General features: G+C 59.9%; 17 protein-coding genes and 1 pseudogene. 16 read left to right on the plus strand and 2 right to left on the minus strand.

Annotated features, from left to right (window positions below; translation table 11 throughout):
* Window positions 1–52: 52 nt before the first annotated feature.
* From copC to HWX91_RS17340, 15 genes are all read left to right on the plus strand, one after another.
* Window positions 53–427 (plus strand): copper homeostasis periplasmic binding protein CopC, encoded by a 375-nt coding sequence (gene copC / locus HWX91_RS17275; RefSeq protein WP_028197455.1) that lies wholly within the window; start codon window positions 53–55, stop codon window positions 425–427.
* On the plus strand, window positions 427–1,368 hold the full coding sequence (locus tag HWX91_RS17280) for a copper resistance D family protein (RefSeq protein WP_028197456.1): 942 nt from the start codon (window positions 427–429) through the stop codon (window positions 1,366–1,368). Before copC ends, HWX91_RS17280 begins: the two co-directional genes overlap by 1 nt.
* A gap of 379 nt (window positions 1,369–1,747) precedes the next feature.
* Entirely contained in the window at window positions 1,748–2,083 is a 336-nt protein-coding gene (locus HWX91_RS17285; RefSeq protein ID WP_028197457.1) for a DUF4148 domain-containing protein, read from the plus strand.
* Window positions 2,084–2,546: 463 nt separating this feature from the next.
* Window positions 2,547–2,909 carry a hypothetical protein gene (locus HWX91_RS17290; RefSeq protein ID WP_028197458.1) on the plus strand — a complete coding sequence of 121 codons (363 nt, stop codon included), beginning with the start codon at window positions 2,547–2,549 and terminating at the stop codon, window positions 2,907–2,909.
* Window positions 2,910–3,002: 93 nt separating this feature from the next.
* Window positions 3,003–4,298, plus strand: coding sequence for a TolC family protein (locus HWX91_RS17295; protein WP_042275405.1), 1,296 nt, complete (start codon window positions 3,003–3,005; stop codon window positions 4,296–4,298).
* Between the two features lie 11 nt (window positions 4,299–4,309).
* Window positions 4,310–5,833 (plus strand): efflux RND transporter periplasmic adaptor subunit, encoded by a 1,524-nt coding sequence (locus HWX91_RS17300; RefSeq protein WP_028197459.1) that lies wholly within the window; start codon window positions 4,310–4,312, stop codon window positions 5,831–5,833.
* Window positions 5,830–9,036 carry an efflux RND transporter permease subunit gene (locus HWX91_RS17305; protein ID WP_028197460.1) on the plus strand — a complete coding sequence of 1,069 codons (3,207 nt, stop codon included), beginning with the start codon at window positions 5,830–5,832 and terminating at the stop codon, window positions 9,034–9,036. The genes HWX91_RS17300 and HWX91_RS17305 overlap by 4 nt, the downstream gene beginning before the upstream one ends.
* Window positions 9,033–9,377 (plus strand): copper-binding protein, encoded by a 345-nt coding sequence (locus HWX91_RS17310; protein ID WP_025496536.1) that lies wholly within the window; start codon window positions 9,033–9,035, stop codon window positions 9,375–9,377. Before HWX91_RS17305 ends, HWX91_RS17310 begins: the two co-directional genes overlap by 4 nt.
* A 143-nt stretch (window positions 9,378–9,520) precedes the next feature.
* Window positions 9,521–11,314 (plus strand): protein-disulfide reductase DsbD, encoded by a 1,794-nt coding sequence (gene dsbD, locus HWX91_RS17315; protein ID WP_244144080.1) that lies wholly within the window; start codon window positions 9,521–9,523, stop codon window positions 11,312–11,314.
* A gap of 69 nt (window positions 11,315–11,383) precedes the next feature.
* Entirely contained in the window at window positions 11,384–11,740 is a 357-nt protein-coding gene (locus HWX91_RS17320; RefSeq protein WP_025496752.1) for a hypothetical protein, read from the plus strand.
* Window positions 11,741–11,874: 134 nt separating this feature from the next.
* Window positions 11,875–12,183, plus strand: a complete 309-nt coding sequence (locus HWX91_RS17325) for a hypothetical protein (RefSeq protein WP_025496753.1) — start codon at window positions 11,875–11,877, stop codon at window positions 12,181–12,183.
* A 54-nt stretch (window positions 12,184–12,237) separates the two neighbouring features.
* The gene (locus HWX91_RS17330; RefSeq protein ID WP_025496754.1) at window positions 12,238–12,465 is read left to right on the plus strand and encodes a DUF2933 domain-containing protein; all 228 of its coding nucleotides are present in this window, start codon (window positions 12,238–12,240) and stop codon (window positions 12,463–12,465) included.
* Between the two features lie 107 nt (window positions 12,466–12,572).
* A complete protein-coding gene (locus tag HWX91_RS41085; RefSeq protein WP_255246790.1) occupies window positions 12,573–12,707 on the plus strand; it encodes a hypothetical protein in 135 nt (44 codons plus the stop codon).
* A gap of 28 nt (window positions 12,708–12,735) precedes the next feature.
* Window positions 12,736–13,293: a PCYCGC motif-containing (lipo)protein gene (locus tag HWX91_RS17335; RefSeq protein WP_028197462.1), complete on the plus strand. Its 558-nt coding sequence runs from the start codon at window positions 12,736–12,738 to the stop codon at window positions 13,291–13,293.
* A 39-nt stretch (window positions 13,294–13,332) separates the two neighbouring features.
* Window positions 13,333–13,650 carry a P-II family nitrogen regulator gene (locus HWX91_RS17340; RefSeq protein ID WP_025496007.1) on the plus strand — a complete coding sequence of 106 codons (318 nt, stop codon included), beginning with the start codon at window positions 13,333–13,335 and terminating at the stop codon, window positions 13,648–13,650.
* A gap of 71 nt (window positions 13,651–13,721) precedes the next feature.
* On the opposite strand, the pseudogene HWX91_RS40725 reads toward HWX91_RS17340, so the two are convergent.
* Window positions 13,722–14,054 (minus strand): annotated as a pseudogene (locus tag HWX91_RS40725) (type II restriction endonuclease); the annotation flags it as partial.
* 125 nt (window positions 14,055–14,179) lie between these two features.
* On the opposite strand from HWX91_RS40725, the gene cueR reads away from it, so the two are divergent.
* Complete coding sequence (gene cueR, locus HWX91_RS17345; protein ID WP_042275411.1) at window positions 14,180–14,620, plus strand: Cu(I)-responsive transcriptional regulator; 441 nt, start codon at window positions 14,180–14,182, stop codon at window positions 14,618–14,620.
* Between the two features lie 278 nt (window positions 14,621–14,898).
* Here cueR and HWX91_RS17350 read toward each other — a convergent pair whose 3' ends face one another.
* The gene (locus HWX91_RS17350) at window positions 14,899–15,222 is read right to left on the minus strand and encodes a DUF4148 domain-containing protein (protein ID WP_028359581.1); all 324 of its coding nucleotides are present in this window, start codon (window positions 15,220–15,222) and stop codon (window positions 14,899–14,901) included.
* Window positions 15,223–15,301: the final 79 nt, after the last annotated feature.

Below are 15,301 nucleotides of genomic sequence, written 5' to 3' on the forward strand. Positions count from 1 at the left end.
TGCGACAAAACGCAGGCAACAACCACTTTGACTATTCAGGATGCACAAGAACATGAAAACATTCACTCGCAAGCAGCTCACGGGACTGGCTATGGCGGCCGCCATCGCACTGGTGCCGGCTGCCGCGTTCGCACACGGCAAGCTCGAAAACGCCGTTCCTGCGGCCGGTAGCACCCTCGATGCGGCACCGGATGCGCTTCGGCTTACTTTCAACGAAGACCTTGAGTCCACGTTCAGCACGGTGAAAGTGTCCGATGCGAACGGCGCCGCCGTGACCAAAGAAATGGCCAAGGTCGACGCTTCCAATCCACGCATGCTCACGATTGCGCTTCCGAAGCTGCCGTCCGGCTCCTACTCCGTCCGGTGGGCTGTCATGACACATGATGCCCATAAGACCAAGGGCACGTACACTTTCCAGGTGAAGTGATGAACGACGGTCTCCTTGGCATCCTGCGGCTGGCTTTCGTTGCCCTGCAAAACCTCAGCTTTGCGGTTGCCGTCGGCGTCATGCTCAGTGACCGGTGGCTCGCGCGCCGAAAGTCGCCGTGGCAGGTGGGCGTCAGCCAGCGGCTTGTTAGCGCCCTGCGTATCGCGTCCGTCGGCGCGCTGCTGTCGAGCACGTGCGCCTTCTGGATTCATTGTGCGTTGATGAGCGAGTCCACCCTTCCTGAGGCTGGGCCCGCTGTCCGCTCGATGCTGGTCGAGACCGGCTTTGGTCACGCATGGCTGGTTGGCGCCGGGCTGATGCTATGCGTGGTCATTCTTTCTTTTATCCAGGCTGGGAAATCAATCAGGTTTTCTCTGGCTATCTGGTTTGCCCTGGGGGGTGTCGCGTTGGCGCGCAGCAACGGAGGACATCCTGTCGATGCTGGCTTGTTCAGCCTGCCGGTATGGGCGGACTGGGTACATCTGCTCGCCATCAGTTCGTGGGTGGGGCTTGTGCTGGTTACAACGTACGTTGTTGCGCCGCGTTTTTGCAGCGCTCCGGGCAGCGAGCGCGTAAATAGCGCTGCATTTATCCAGTCTTTGTCGGATGCCGCAACGCTTGCGCTGGTTATTCTTTTTGCCACAGGCGCCTATAACGGCTGGCGCGGTGTCAGGTCGCCAGGCGACCTTCTGGAATCGGGCTATGGCCAGATTCTGTTGTTGAAACTCGCGCTGGTGTTCGTGGCTGCAGTCCTCGGCGGACACAACCGTTTCTTCGAGATGCCCAAGCTGCTCGCATCGTTGAAGAATGCGTCCTCGACGTCACCCGTGAAGCCTCTAAAACGCTTTGCCGCCGTGTTGCATATCGAATCGGTGGTACTGGCAGGGGTACTGGTCGCCGCTGCGGTGCTCGTCTCCAGTCCACTACCTGGTACGTCGTAGTCCGTTCGGTACCGTTTGTTTCTCACGTCCACGCAGATGGTCACCGCCGCAGGGTCAACAAAGGCTGCATCCTACCTCGATTGACTTCAGGCAAAGGCCATCTTTTATGGGACCCGACAGCACGTCGGGTCCTTTTTTTATCCGATAACACGGGCAGACCCCGTCTTTCAGGGCGGGAGGACGTCAATTCCCGTGCGTCGTCGTTAGCGGAATTCGCGTTCGTGACTTCCGAGCTGAAGCCAACATGCATGGCTCTGAACCTGTCGTTCGGATGGCTAAAAAGTCATTTCTGCGTCACGGCTCGTTCAGACGTCAATGTCCAGAATAGAAACCGTTCGGAATCGACTCTTATCGATTTCACATCGCTCTGGAGGAGTACATGAAGCTCGAAACTATCGCCGCCACGCTCATCGCTGCAACGCTCGCCACGTCCGCATTTGCCGATGCCGACCACGACTACCCTGAATCTACCGCTTCGACCACGTTACCGTCCGCGAGCGGCGCCAGTCAGTCGACGTCCAATGCGACGGCTCCGACCATCCAGCCACAGCGGCAAGGAAATACCAGAGAGCAGGTAGTGCAGGAGCTGATTCAGGCGAGACGCGATGGTCTGGTCCCTGCGGGTCACACCGACTATCCGCCAGGTCAGGCGACGATTGAGCGCAATCGGGCCCGCATAAGGGCCAACCCTCCGACATGGGCTAATCGGCAGTAAAGCAATTATTCCGATGACGGCAACGTCGCGAGTAGGTCTGGCGACGCGCAGACCGGGGAGCCCCAGCCGGAGATGCCGAAATACCTTTTCTGGTCCGAAGATGCAGATGCCTTCCGTAGCCTATGTGCGCATCATCGCAATGACAGCAGTTGTTGTCGCGCTTGCTGGCTGCGCGAGCGCCGCCACGTCGACTCTGCCGGTCGTCGATAGCGGGCAAGACCCGGATTCACCCTCGGGTAAGACGCCGCAATTGCCGACTTCCTATCCGTGTCAAAACCTGCACGTGCAAATACCGAGCTGTCCGCCGCGATAGCGTGCGACGCGAATGCTCCGCGCGCCGTGCCGGCGCCGGGCGCTTGCGTTCCTTCCGCCCAATCGCCAGTCGGTCTGCAGTGTGCGGTGAGCGACGCTGGCGGAAAATTCCCCGGGACCTGGATAAAATGGCTCGGCTATAATCCCAGCCATGAAATTTCTTCGGGCATTGCTCCTCCTGTTGCTCTGCGCCGCGCTTCCCGTCAGTGGGCTGGCGGCCAGCGGCTTGACGGGAGATTGTCCGATGCAAATGAGCATGGGCTCCGACGATGGCAGTGCGATGTCTTCGGAAATGCCTGGCTGCGAAACCATGAAATCGTCGCAGCCAGGGAAAGCCAAAGGCCTGTTCTGCAAGGTAACGGCGCAATGCCAGCTCGGTAGCCTGTATCACCCGGTATCCCGCACCGAAGTTTCTCGTCCCGCCGGGCTGTCCAGCCCAGTTGTTTTCCATTACGCGCAGTCCCTGTCCGTCCGTGAACCGGGCGGTTTCTGGCGACCTCCTCGCGCCATCTAATCCCTTTGTGACAGGTTCATCGCGTTTGCGGTGAGGTCCGTCCTGCGTCCAGGACGTGGATTCCCTTTGGGATTCCGCCGTTGGGGTTAGAACATGCTTTTAACTATTGGCAGGCCGTCATACCGGCGTGCACCACTGCGTGCGCGCACGCTTTTTATCGCGCTGGCTTTGGCGAGCAGCGTCGCTCACGCTCAGGAAGCACCCGTCACGCTTGACGCAGCGCTCCAGTCCGCTACCGACCGTTCTTCCGCCATGGGGGCTGCGCAGGCTTCAGTCCGCGCCAGTTCAGAGGCGGCCGTCCGGGCCGGCCAGTTGCCCGACCCGATGCTGAAGGCGGGTGTGGACAACCTGCCGGTGAACGGACCGCAACGGTTCACCATCGGGCAGGACTTCATGACGATGCGCCGCATCGGCATCGAGCAGGAATGGGTATCGGGTGACAAGCGGCGGCTTCGGTCTGCGTTGGCGAACGACGTTGTGGACCGCGAGCGGGCCGGCTATCTTGCCCAGCTCGCGAACACGCGCCAGCAAACGGCCACGGCGTGGCTGAACGCGGTCTATGCGAAGAAAGCCGCCTCGCTGCAGCAGGAGCTCGTTGGCCACATGACCCATGAGCTGGATGCGACGAAAGCTTCCTATCGGGGGGCGAAAGCGACTGCGGCCGACGTGATGCAGGCCCAGGCGATGCTGGCGCAGACCCGGGACCAGCTGCTCAAGGCTCAGCAGACGTTTCAGACCGCACTCATCGGCCTGTCCCGATGGACGGCAACTCCCGTTTCTGATGTGACCGGTGACCCGCCGGCGCCACAGTCATACGTATCGTCCCTGCCGCCCGAAGAGTTGCGCGAGGTGCAACCGGTGCTCATCGCGGCCTCTCGGGACATCGCCGTAGCCGACGCCGATACCGCGGTTGCCAACAGCGACCGCAGTCCCAACTGGACGTGGGAGGTCTCCTACCAGCAGCGGGGCGGGGCGTACTCGAACATGGTTTCGGTTGGAGTCAGCATCCCGTTGCCCATCAACCGCAAGAACCGCCAGAACCGGGACGCGGCTGAAAAAGCGGAACTCGGCACCAAGGCGCGCCTGATGTACGAGGACGCGCAGCGGCAGGTAGAAGCGGATATCCGCACGCAGGCGGCAACCCTGGCCAGCGGTCGCGAACGTATCGCGAATCTCAGTCATTCCCTGCTGCCCGCCGCGGACCAGCGCGCTGAACTCGCGACTGCAGCGTACAAGGCAGGCACAGGCTCGCTTGCGGACACCTTCGCTGCCAGGCGCGCGCAACTCGACGCTCAGCTTCAGGTGCTTGACCTGCAGCGAGACGTATCCCAGACATGGGCACAACTGGAATACCAGGTCGTGCCCGCCTCGATGTCCGTGAGTCAGTGATGGAGAACAACATGCAAAAGAAACAACTGGCACGTGCGGCGCTTATGGTGTTTGCCGCAGCGGCGTTGCTAGGTGTCGGCTATGTGGCCGGCACACATCGTTCGGCGATGGGTGGCGAGAGCGCTGTTGCGGCAACACCCTCCAGCGACAAAATCGACCCGAAGACTGGCCGGAAGGTACTGTACTGGCACGACCCGATGGTGCCGAACCAGCACTTCGACAAGCCGGGCAAATCACCTTTCATGGACATGCAGTTAGAGCCGGTCTACGCCGATGAAGGCGGCTCGAACGGCATCAAGATTGACCCGGGGTTGCAGCAGAACCTGGGCATTCGCTACGCAACCGTGCGGCGGCAGGAAACAACGGAAGGATTCGACGCGGTAGGCACTACGCAGTTCGATGAGTCGAAAGCTGATGTCGTCCAGTCGAGGGTGACCGGCTACATCGACCATCTTTACGCGAGCGCCCCGATGCAGCGCGTAACGAAAGGCGCGCCGATTGCGTCCCTGTTCGTTCCAGATTGGTTGGCGCCGCAGGAAGAGTATCTGGCGCTGAAACGTGGCGGCATGGATGACGGCATGCTTGAGGCGTCACGTGCGCGCATGCGGGCCATGTCGATTCCGGACGGCGTGATTGCAAATCTCGACCGCACCGGCAAGGCACAGACGCACATCACGCTATCTGCACCGGAAACCGGTGTGCTGACCGAACTGAACGTTCGCGATGGTGCGATGGTGTCACCCGGGCAGACGCTCGCGAAGGTCTCCGGGCTCAACAGGCTGTGGCTCGTGGTCGAGGTACCCGAAGCACTTGCCCTCCAGGTTCGACCTGGCATGAGCGTGGACGCTGTGTTTGCCGGCGACCCGGCACAACATTTCACGGGACACATCCGCGAAATCCTGCCGGGCATCAGCACGAGCAGTCGCACGCTCCAGGCACGCCTCGAAATCGACAACGCAGACTTCAGGTTGACGCCGGGAATGCTGATGCGGGCGCGCATCGGCGCCGCAAAAAAGGTATCGCGGTTGCTGGTTCCCTCGGAAGCCGTCATCACCACGGGTAAGCGGTCGGTCGTCATCGTCAGGAATTCGGACGGCAGGTTACAACCTGTCTCGGTCTCCGTTGGCAACGATGCCGGCGACGATACCGAGGTGACCAACGGCCTGACCGAAGGCCAGCAGGTCGTCGCATCCGGCCAGTTCCTCATTGACTCGGAAGCGAGTCTGAAATCCGTTCTGCCGAAGCTCGAAGCAACCGCGCCGACCGGTGCGAGCGCGCCGGTTCCAGCACCTGCTGCTGCACCACAGACCTACGACACCACAGGTAAGGTCGAACAGGTGACGGCCGGAGACATTACGTTTTCACATCAACCCGTTCCAGCTCTGGGCTGGGGCGCGATGACGATGGCATTCGGCAAACCGTCGCCGACGGCGTTTCCGGACGTGAAGCCTGGCCAGACTGTTCATTTTGTCTTCAGGCAGTCGGGTGACGGATACCAGTTGACCAAGGTCGAGCCAGTCGGAGGCGCCAAATGATTGCACGCCTTATAAGGTGGTCTATCCATAACCGCTTTCTGGTGCTGCTCGCGACCGTGCTCGTTACGGCGTGGGGTGTCTATTCGGTCACGCAAACGCCGCTCGATGCGCTGCCCGACCTGTCCGATACGCAGGTCATCATCAAGGCGTCGTATCCGGGCAAGGCCCCGCAAGTCATCGAGGACCAGGTCACGTATCCGCTCACCACGACGCTGCTTGGCGTGCCGGGGGCGAAAACCATCCGCGCGTATTCCTCGTTCGGCGATGCGTTCGTCTATGTGCTGTTCGACGACAAGACCGACCAGTACTGGGCACGTTCACGCGTGCTCGAATATCTGAATCAGGTGCAAAGCCGCCTGCCGCAGGGAGCGACTGTTTCACTCGGACCGGATGCAACGGGGGTGGGCTGGGTGTACGAATATGCACTCATCGACACAACCGGGCAACACGACCTTGGGCAACTGCGCGCACTGAATGACTGGTTCCTGAAGTTCGAACTGAAGTCAGTGCCGGACGTGTCTGAAGTCGCGAGCATCGGTGGCATGGTGCGCCAGTACCAGGTTGTGCTCGACCCGGACAAGCTGCGAGCGTACGGCATCACCCAGGCGATGGTGGCCGACGCGCTGGGCAAGGCCAATCAGGAGTCGGGCGGTTCGGTGATTGAGATGGCCGAGTCGGAGTACATGGTCCGTTCGTCTGGTTACCTGCATACGCTCGACGACTTTCGCAACGTCGTATTGCGCACGAACGATGCCGGTACGCCGGTTCTGCTCGGCGACGTAGCCCGGATTCAAATCGGGCCCGAGATGCGGCGGGGTATTGCCGAGCTGAATGGCCAGGGAGAAGTCGCAGGCGGCGTCATCGTCATGCGCTCCGGCAAGAACGCGCTGACGACCATCGATGCAGTGAAGGCGAAACTCGCTGACCTGAAACGGTCGCTGCCGGCGGGCGTGGAGATTGTGACGACCTATGACCGCTCACAGCTCATCGAACGTGCGGTGGACAACCTGAAGGACAAACTTATCGAGGAATTCATCATCGTTGGGCTGGTCTGCGCGGTGTTCCTGTTTCACCTGCGCAGTGCGTTTGTCGCCATTCTGTCGCTCCCGCTTGGGGTGCTGGTCGCATTCATCGTGATGCGCTATCAGGGTGTCAACGCCAATCTGATGTCGCTGGGAGGCATCGCAATCGCCATCGGCGCGATGATTGACGCGGCCATCGTGATGATTGAGAACGCCCACAAGCATCTGGAGGCGTACGACCACGAATATCCGGGCGAACCAATCACGACCGCACAGCGCTGGGACCTTATCGCGACATCGGCAGCGGAGGTGGGGCCCGCACTGTTCTTCTCGCTGCTCATCATCACCCTGTCGTTCATCCCGGTGTTCTCGCTCGAGGGGCAAGAAGGCAAGCTGTTTTCTCCGTTGGCCTTCACCAAGACCTACACCATTGCCGCTGCTGCCGGGTTGTCGGTGACGCTGGTGCCCGTGCTGATGGGCTATCTGATTCGAGGTCGTATTCCTCACGAGAACTCGAACCCCATCAATCGCGTGCTGATTCGACTGTACCGACCATTGCTGGAAGCCACGCTGCGGCGGCCGTGGGTTGCCATTGGTTTGGCGCTGGTCACGCTGGCCGCTTCGGTGATTCCGCTGTCTCAGCTCGGCGGCGAATTCATGCCGCCGCTCGATGAAGGTGACCTGCTGTATATGCCGACGGCGCTTCCGGGAATCTCGGCCGAGAAAGCGAGCGAACTGCTGCAGCAGACTGACCGGCTCATCAAGACGGTTCCAGAGGTGGAGACCGTCTTCGGTAAGTCTGGCCGTGCCGACACTGCCACTGACCCGGCACCGCTCGAGATGTTCGAGACCACGATTCAGTTCAAGCCGCGTAGCCAGTGGCGCCCCGGCATGACGCCGGAGAAGCTGGTCGACGAACTGGACCGCACCGTCAAGGTGCCGGGGCTGTCGAACGTGTGGGTGCCGCCCATCCGCAATCGACTGGACATGCTGTCGACGGGCATCAAGACGCCGGTCGGCGTCAAGATTTCAGGCAGCGACCTCTCTCAAATCGACAGAATCGGGGCACAAGTTGAATCAGCCGTGAAGAATGTACCGGGCGTCACGTCCGCACTGGCCGAACGGCTGAACGGTGGCCGCTACATTGACGTCGACATCGACCGGCTGGCGGCAGCACGTTACGGGCTCGCCGTGGCGGACATCCAGTCAGTCGTGTCCTCGGCAGTGGGCGGTGACAACGTCGGCGAGGTGATTGCTGGCCGCGAGCGGTTCCCCATCAACATCCGCTATCCACGCGAAATCCGGGATTCACTCGAGAAGCTTCGACAGTTGCCGGTCGTCACGGACCGTGGTGCGCAAATCCAGCTCGGCGATGTCGCGCACATCACGATTGCCGACGGTCCACCGATGATTCGCAGCGAAAACGCGCGGCTCTCCGGCTACGTCTATGTCGATATCCGCAATACGGACCTGCAGTCAGCGGTCGAGGCAATGCAACGCGCTGTTGCGGAGAAGGTGACGCTTCCACCGGGCTATTCAATTGCGTGGTCCGGCCAGTTCGAATACCTCGAGCGCGCAGCGGCAAAGCTGCGCACGGTCATTCCCGTGACGCTCGTCGTCATCTTTGTGCTGCTCTTCCTGACCTTCAACTCCGCGGCTGATGCACTCCTGCTGATGTCGACGGCTCCGTTCGCTCTGGTCGGCGGGTTCTGGCTCATCTGGATTCTGGGCCACGCGGTGTCGGTCGCAACCGCAGTCGGGTTTATCGCGCTCGCTGGTGTCGCAGCCGAGTTCGGTGTCGTGATGCTGCTCTACCTGAAGGGTGCGCTCAATCGCAGGCTGGAAGATGGTGAACCGCTAACAGAGGCGCTTCTGTTCGATGCGATTCGCGAAGGCGCCGTGTTGCGCGTGCGGCCGAAAGCGATGACGGTTGCTGTCGTGCTGGCTGGTCTCATTCCCATCATGGTCGGACACGGCGCCGGTTCGGAAGTCATGCAGCGCATTGCAGCGCCGATGGTAGGCGGCATGGTCACGGCCCCCATCCTCTCGATGTTTGTTATCCCTGCAGCCTGGTTCCTGCTGCAGCGTCGTCGCGCCAGAAAGCTGGACCAAACCCGATTGTCCCATGCAGTCCCTCACGGCATGAAAGTGCCCTCTACCCAAACTGGAGAAACTCCATGAAGAAGCTGTTTATGACCTCTGTTGCTCTCTGCGCAATTGGTGCGTTTTCTGGGCCGGCGTTCGCCGTCGATGACATGGCCGGCATGAATATGTCGATGAAGACGTCAGCGTCCAACGCAGCGCTGACTGACGCGGAAGTCAAAAAGGTGGATGCCGCGACCGGTATGGTCACGCTCAAACACGGGGCCCTAGAAAACGTAGGAATGCCGCCGATGACCATGGCATTCAAGGCGAAGGATGCCGCGATGGTCAAGCGGGTTCACGAGGGCGACAAGGTCAAGGTCCGCGTCGAAAACGTCAACGGGACGCTGACGATTGTGAAGCTCGAAAAGCAGTCTTGATGCATTATTGATACCGAACTTGTCGGCTTGCCGTGTACGGCGGGCCTGCAAGTCGGCTGCAAGGATAGAGGCCAGCAATGCGAACGATACGACTCACCGCTCAGCGGGGCATTTACCGCCTGGGAGATACGCTCAATCGCGCGTTGCGCATCGCAGTCGGCTTGCTATTCGTACTGACGTCACTCGCCGCCCACGCGGTGGACGAGTCCGATTTACTGCCGCCTGACCAGGCATTTCCGCTGAAGGTTACGCTCAGTGCGACACAACAGGTCGTGCTCGATTTCGATACACACCTGGGCTACTACCTGTACCGGGACAGGTTCAGCTTTGCTGCTGACGGCGTACCGATAAAGCCGGACCAGATGCCGCCCGGCGAGCTGAAAAATGACCCGACATTCGGCGTGGTCACGGTCTACCACCGACCGGTGCAAATCCGCATTGCGTTGCCTCGTGCGATAGCGGCCAGCGTCGTACTGTCCGTCACATCGCAAGGATGCGCAGACCTGGGCGTCTGTTATCCGCCGCAAACACGAAGCTATCGTGTGGCTGCCGACGGCTCTGTTATGCCCGTGGCGACAGCCGGCAACACTGCCGAATTCCCGAGCGTCGGCGAAAGCCAGTCGCCCACGGCGACGTCATTGGGAATCAATCTGCATCCCGTGAATGGCATTTCACTATCTGAGTTGCTGGGTTTTCTGTTCGCCGGTCTGTTGATGGCAGGCACGGTGTGCATGTATCCGCTTATCCCGATAGTGACCGCAGTAATCGGCGGAACGCGGGAGCAGGCGTCCTTATGGCGCGGCTTCTTGCTGTCGTTCACCTATGGCCAGGGGCTGGCAATTGCCTACGCGGCCGCCGGCACCATTGCAGCTCTAATCGGCATTCCGCTGGTCGCCGTAACGCAAAAGCCGTGGGTGCTAGCCGGTTTTGGACTGCTCATGGTCGTCTTTGCACTGGGTATGTTCGGCGTGTTCCGGGTACAGTTGCCGACCAGTTGGCAAACCCGAATCGCGACGTGGAGTAATCGTCTGCCCGGCGGACGCATCTTTCCAGTGTTCGTGATGGGTATGCTCTCCGCACTGATTGTCGGTCCGTGTTCGACACCGGTCCTCGCGGGTGCGCTGCTCTACATCGCCAACAGCCACGATGTGGTCGGCGGAGCACTGGCCCTGTATGTGATGGGCCTTGGAATAGGCATTCCGCTGCTGCTCGTCGGCACCTTCGGTGCGCGCATCCTGCCCAGGTCTGGCCACTGGATGGTTGCGATTCAGAACGCGCTCGGCGTGATGCTGCTCGCCGCGGCTTTGTGGTTCGTCTATTCGCTGCTGCCAGGCTGGCTGTTGATGATGCTGGTCGCGCTTTTGCTGACCGCCTGCGGCATGATGCTCCGGGCGATTGACCCGTTACCGCACGATGCGCCTGGAATTTTCCGTGTGGGAAAGGCCTTAGGTGTGCTCCTGCTGGTCGCCGGAGTTACTGAATTTATTGGTATTGCATCGGGCAACTTCGACGTTCTGACACCACTCGGTGGCGTGATGCGAGCTTCATCGACAGGCGGCAATGTGGACGGGAAGTCGACCGCACAGTTTGAGACGATACGGTCAAATGCCGAACTGGACCAGGCGCTCCAGGCAGCGAGAGGGCGACCTGTGATGGTCGACTTCTATGCGGACTGGTGCATCAGCTGCAAGGAGCTTGAGCACTTTACGTTCACCGACCCGCGCGTAGTCAGCGAATTTGCTCACTGGAAACTGCTGCGCATCGATGTGACCAGGAACGCGGCAGAGGACACTGCCATGCTGAGGCGTTTTGGGCTTTTTGGGCCGCCGGCCCTGATTTTCTATGACAGGGACGGCCGGCAGCAGCCCGATGCCCAACTCGCGGGATTCGTCGGCGCAGACGCGTTCCTCGCACACCTGAAACAATGGGGAGGGTAACGTGATGCAACGCACAAGTCTTGCGGCAAACCGTAGCAGCGTCCTGCGGCACCGCCTATACTGGATTTTATGAAAGTCTGGGCCAAACTCGTCGCGTGCTTTCTGATTGCGTGGTTGCCGCTGCTCGGCTACCCGGCGCAGGCGGCACTTTGCCCGGCAATGTCGTCGACGGCCAAGCATCAGCAGACGCATGCCTCGCACGTGCCGGACATGGTCGCGTGCGAGCAAGGTGCGAACCACCACACTGTGACTGCTCAGCCCGTATGCCATGGCAACATGGGTGGCGTTGTCTGCGGCGCGCCTGCCATACCCGTGACGTATGCATTTATCACGGCACCTTCCTCATCTGTCTATCGGGCTGTCGTCCGCTCCCTTACCGAACAGTTCATTCCTGAACTGCCGGCCCCGCCGCCGCGCTTGCTGTAACTCCTGAATCGAACAGGTTCGACCGGTTACTCACCGTGGCTCGCGCACGCCTGCTGCAAACGTGACGGCCGTCGAGCTGTACGTCCTCAGCTGTTTTTTGCAGTGACACGATTAAACCGAATCCGGAGAGTTACATGAACACGAAATTTCTACGTGCGGCAGCCTTGTCCACACTGTTATTGGCAACCAGCGCTGTCAGCGTGGCTGCAACGGGAGGCGGCACCAGCAACTACCCTGGCGCATCTGCACAGAGCCGGGAACATGGTTCGATGATGGGCGGCATGATGGGCATGGGCGGAATGATGGGCAGCTGTCCAATGATGGGCGGAAACATGGGTATGGACCCGAAGACAGCAATGCGCATGCATGGCGAGATGATGCGGGCGATGGGCGACATCATGCTCAAGTACTCCGACCAGGCTGGAACGGCACCATCGAAGTAATGAACTCGTCTCTCAACGACGAACCTCCATCCCAATTTCCATAAGGATTCAACCATGAAGTGCAACACGAAGACGATGGTGGCGACTGCCCTTGCTCTCGCATTGGTTCTGGCGCTCGGGTACTGGGCGCTTCCTCAGTTAAGAGGAGCACTCGGCACATTCATCGTGATAGCCAGCGCGCTGATTTGCCCGCTTTCGATGCTGTTCATGATGCGCGCGATGCAGTCGCACACCGATAGTCAGGAGAAGCCAGGTCACGTGGTGGACAGGAGCAAGTCGTAATTCAGCCATCTTTCTGATGGCGTCGCGTGGGGCCGGTGCGACATGGATGGTCGTTGTGCCGTGCTCCTGCAGCGTAGGAGCGAACCATGTTTAGCGGAAAGCCGATATTGAACTTCATCATCGGCATCTTTGCGGTCATCGGCCTCATCGCCGTACTTGGTGCGGCCGGCATGACGGCGATGCATGTCAGCATGATGCACGGATTGCATTCGTGCAGCCAGGCGATGCATCTCCAGCCGTGACACCCGTTTGCGAATTGGGAGATACAGAATGAATCGTCATACACCCGAAAAGAAAGCGGTCAGGTCCGCTGAGCGCGTCAAGCCGCCCAGAAAAACTTTACTGCACCTGCTGTTCCTGCTTGCCATGGTTGTCGCGATACCTTTGGCCATGGTCTGGGGGCCGTCTCTTGTGCGGTATGAGACCGCGTCGGCAGTGAAGGCGGAGGGACCATCCGGTCAAGCACAGCAGACATCCGCCTGGCGCGTCGGAATGCTGCGTTCGGATGGATTGCGTATCATCCCGAGTGGCAGGTCAGATGCCTCTCACGTGTTGAATCCGAATCAGTTCGCCGACAAGGATGTCAGGCACGCGTACTGGGTCGCAACGCAGATTCCTGCGACTCTCAATAAGCTCTACTGCTGGTGCGGTTGCGAAAATCGCGGTGTGCATCGTTCCAATCTCCAGTGCTTCGAAGACCAGATGGCGGTGACGTGTGCGGTCTGTCAGGGAACCGCGGAGATTGCGTATCAGATGACGCAGGCTGGAGTTCAAGACGCGGGCAAGATTCAGGCAGCGGTTGATGCGAAGTGGGCGCCGAAAGGATAGACGACTGCAGCATCGCCCCAATTGGTCACGGAGGAGAACATGGAACTCAAATGCGTTGTTGCGATTGTTCGGCCCGGTATTCTTGAGGTGCTGGAGCGGCGGTTGTCGGCAGTCCATATTCATGGCCTTACCGTCACCCGGGTCAAGGGATTCGGAGCGCATCCGAACCTCTTCTCGGACGACTGGACGACCGAGCACATCAAGATTGAAGTCTTCACTCAGAGCGAAAGCGTTGACGCACTGGTGCGGGAAATTATGGACGTCGCAAAGGGTGTCTCGGGAGAGGACGGAATCGTCGCTGTCCTCCCGGTAGAGCATTTTTTCCGGGTGCGCACTGCCTCAGAAGCGGCTCCCTGAACCAAACGACGGCGGACAGGACGTCCGCCGTATCCCGATGGCATAAAGCGATTTGGCAATCGCTTCAATGGGTCGCATGAGTCGAGCAATTTGGCGAAGGCACGTTGGTTCGCTGGATGCTCGTAAATGTCGGGGATGCGCAGTTTTGGCTTCCAGAGGAACGCGTAGTCTGTTCCTTTGGAAATCTGGTGTTGCTCCGCGATGGACGCGACTACCGTTGCGAGCGATGAGCTGCGAGACGCGTTGCCGCCCACTTGATTTGATTTCCTTCGACTTACCGGATGCCTTGACGGATGTGCCCGAAGCTCTTAAGCCGCCAGGGCCATAAAAACCATGCCTGGAAGGTGCCGGCGGGGCTTACAGTGTTCGATTAGCGTGCGAAGCGCGTCCGTGTTGTGGCGGATTCTGGTTGTCCGGCGAGTCTATCACCGCGAAAGCGGTCGCCGATTGAAACTCCTTGACCTTTCCACGACGGGAAGGTCAAAAATAATCTGTACCGGTTGTATGGCCGTGTCGACGGGAGAAAGCGATGAATATTGGCGAGGTCGCGAAGTCGTCGGGCATGTCCGCCAAGATGATTCGCCATTACGAGGAAACCGGCCTGATTCGGGCTGCCTCGCGGACAGGGGCGAACTATCGGGTATACACGCCCAAGGATGTTCAGTTGCTGCACTTCATCCAGCAGGCTCGGCATCTTGGTTTTTCCACGAAGCAGATTGCGATGCTGCTGGCTCTTTGGCAGGACCGTAGCCGGTCCAGCAGCGAGGTCAAACGGCTCGCAAATGAGCATATTGCCGACTTGAACCTGCGCATTCAGGAACTGGCGGAAATGCGCGATACGCTGGGGCACCTGGCAGCCCATTGTAAAGGCGATTCACGTCCTGACTGTCCGATTCTGGAGAAGCTGGCTGGCGAGGCGCATTCACTGCATCGCGAACTTCCACGCTCCGAAAGGTCGAAGCTGAAATGACCGCCGCAAAGCGGAGTTTTGTGCAACACGCAAGCCGGGCGCCGAAGAGCAGGAAACCGTGAGATACGTGACGGGGGCACTCTTGACCAGCGCTACATATGCGTTGGTCAAGGCCACATCGGTCCGATACCTGTCGCAATTTCGACATTGAACTACGCCACTGCCGTGTGCTGACGGTCACTTCGCGCAGTGCGTAGAGACTGTTGACAGCCAATTGGCTACGGCTCGTCGTTAATTCCCCATGAGCTGCACGCAGCCATCAGACGAGCCGGACCACATCAGTGGTGTCTGTACAGTAGGCCCGAAGTGGTAGAGGCGGAAGTGCGTTGGCCCCACTGCACCGCACCGCTTGTGACTCCGCCCACTCCTTGCGTAGCGGCCTGCATTGAGGAATTTTCAGCCGCGACGCGTGCTTCGGCAGCCTGAATGTCGGCCGGATAGGTAGCGTTATCGCGTTTTGCCGGGTTGTATCCGGCCTTCTCCAACTGCACGAGTTCGGCGCGTACCTCTGCTCGTGTGACCGGTGCATTCGACTGCTGAGCAAAAGAAGCGACCGGTGTCGCCAGCACGGCGGCTATAACGACAGCTTGAAGTGATTTCATGATTCGTACCTCCACAGTTTCTCGCGTTGCGAACAGCCCTGTTCGCAAACGGTGACTACAGGGTAAAGTACGGATGCTT

The sequence above is a fragment of the Paraburkholderia fungorum genome (genome assembly GCF_902833645.1).
Classification (GTDB): Bacteria; Pseudomonadota; Gammaproteobacteria; order Burkholderiales; family Burkholderiaceae; genus Paraburkholderia; species Paraburkholderia fungorum.

Excerpts from the sequence above, each read along its gene's own strand:
- HWX91_RS17340 (WP_025496007.1), top strand. The coding sequence starts at position 13,333 with ATGGAACTCAAATGCGTTGTTGCGATTGTTCGGCCCGGTATTCTTGAG.
- copC (WP_028197455.1), top strand. The coding sequence starts at position 53 with ATGAAAACATTCACTCGCAAGCAGCTCACGGGACTGGCTATGGCGGCC.
- cueR (WP_042275411.1), top strand. The coding sequence starts at position 14,180 with ATGAATATTGGCGAGGTCGCGAAGTCGTCGGGCATGTCCGCCAAGATG.
- HWX91_RS17305 (WP_028197460.1), top strand. The coding sequence starts at position 5,830 with ATGATTGCACGCCTTATAAGGTGGTCTATCCATAACCGCTTTCTGGTG.
- HWX91_RS17295 (WP_042275405.1), top strand. The coding sequence starts at position 3,003 with ATGCTTTTAACTATTGGCAGGCCGTCATACCGGCGTGCACCACTGCGT.
- HWX91_RS17330 (WP_025496754.1), top strand. The coding sequence starts at position 12,238 with ATGAAGTGCAACACGAAGACGATGGTGGCGACTGCCCTTGCTCTCGCA.
- HWX91_RS17285 (WP_028197457.1), top strand. The coding sequence starts at position 1,748 with ATGAAGCTCGAAACTATCGCCGCCACGCTCATCGCTGCAACGCTCGCC.
- HWX91_RS17290 (WP_028197458.1), top strand. The coding sequence starts at position 2,547 with ATGAAATTTCTTCGGGCATTGCTCCTCCTGTTGCTCTGCGCCGCGCTT.
- HWX91_RS17325 (WP_025496753.1), top strand. The coding sequence starts at position 11,875 with ATGAACACGAAATTTCTACGTGCGGCAGCCTTGTCCACACTGTTATTG.
- HWX91_RS17320 (WP_025496752.1), top strand. The coding sequence starts at position 11,384 with ATGAAAGTCTGGGCCAAACTCGTCGCGTGCTTTCTGATTGCGTGGTTG.
- HWX91_RS17300 (WP_028197459.1), top strand. The coding sequence starts at position 4,310 with ATGCAAAAGAAACAACTGGCACGTGCGGCGCTTATGGTGTTTGCCGCA.
- HWX91_RS17350 (WP_028359581.1), bottom strand. The coding sequence starts at position 15,222 with ATGAAATCACTTCAAGCTGTCGTTATAGCCGCCGTGCTGGCGACACCG.
- HWX91_RS17310 (WP_025496536.1), top strand. The coding sequence starts at position 9,033 with ATGAAGAAGCTGTTTATGACCTCTGTTGCTCTCTGCGCAATTGGTGCG.
- HWX91_RS17280 (WP_028197456.1), top strand. The coding sequence starts at position 427 with ATGAACGACGGTCTCCTTGGCATCCTGCGGCTGGCTTTCGTTGCCCTG.
- HWX91_RS17335 (WP_028197462.1), top strand. The coding sequence starts at position 12,736 with ATGAATCGTCATACACCCGAAAAGAAAGCGGTCAGGTCCGCTGAGCGC.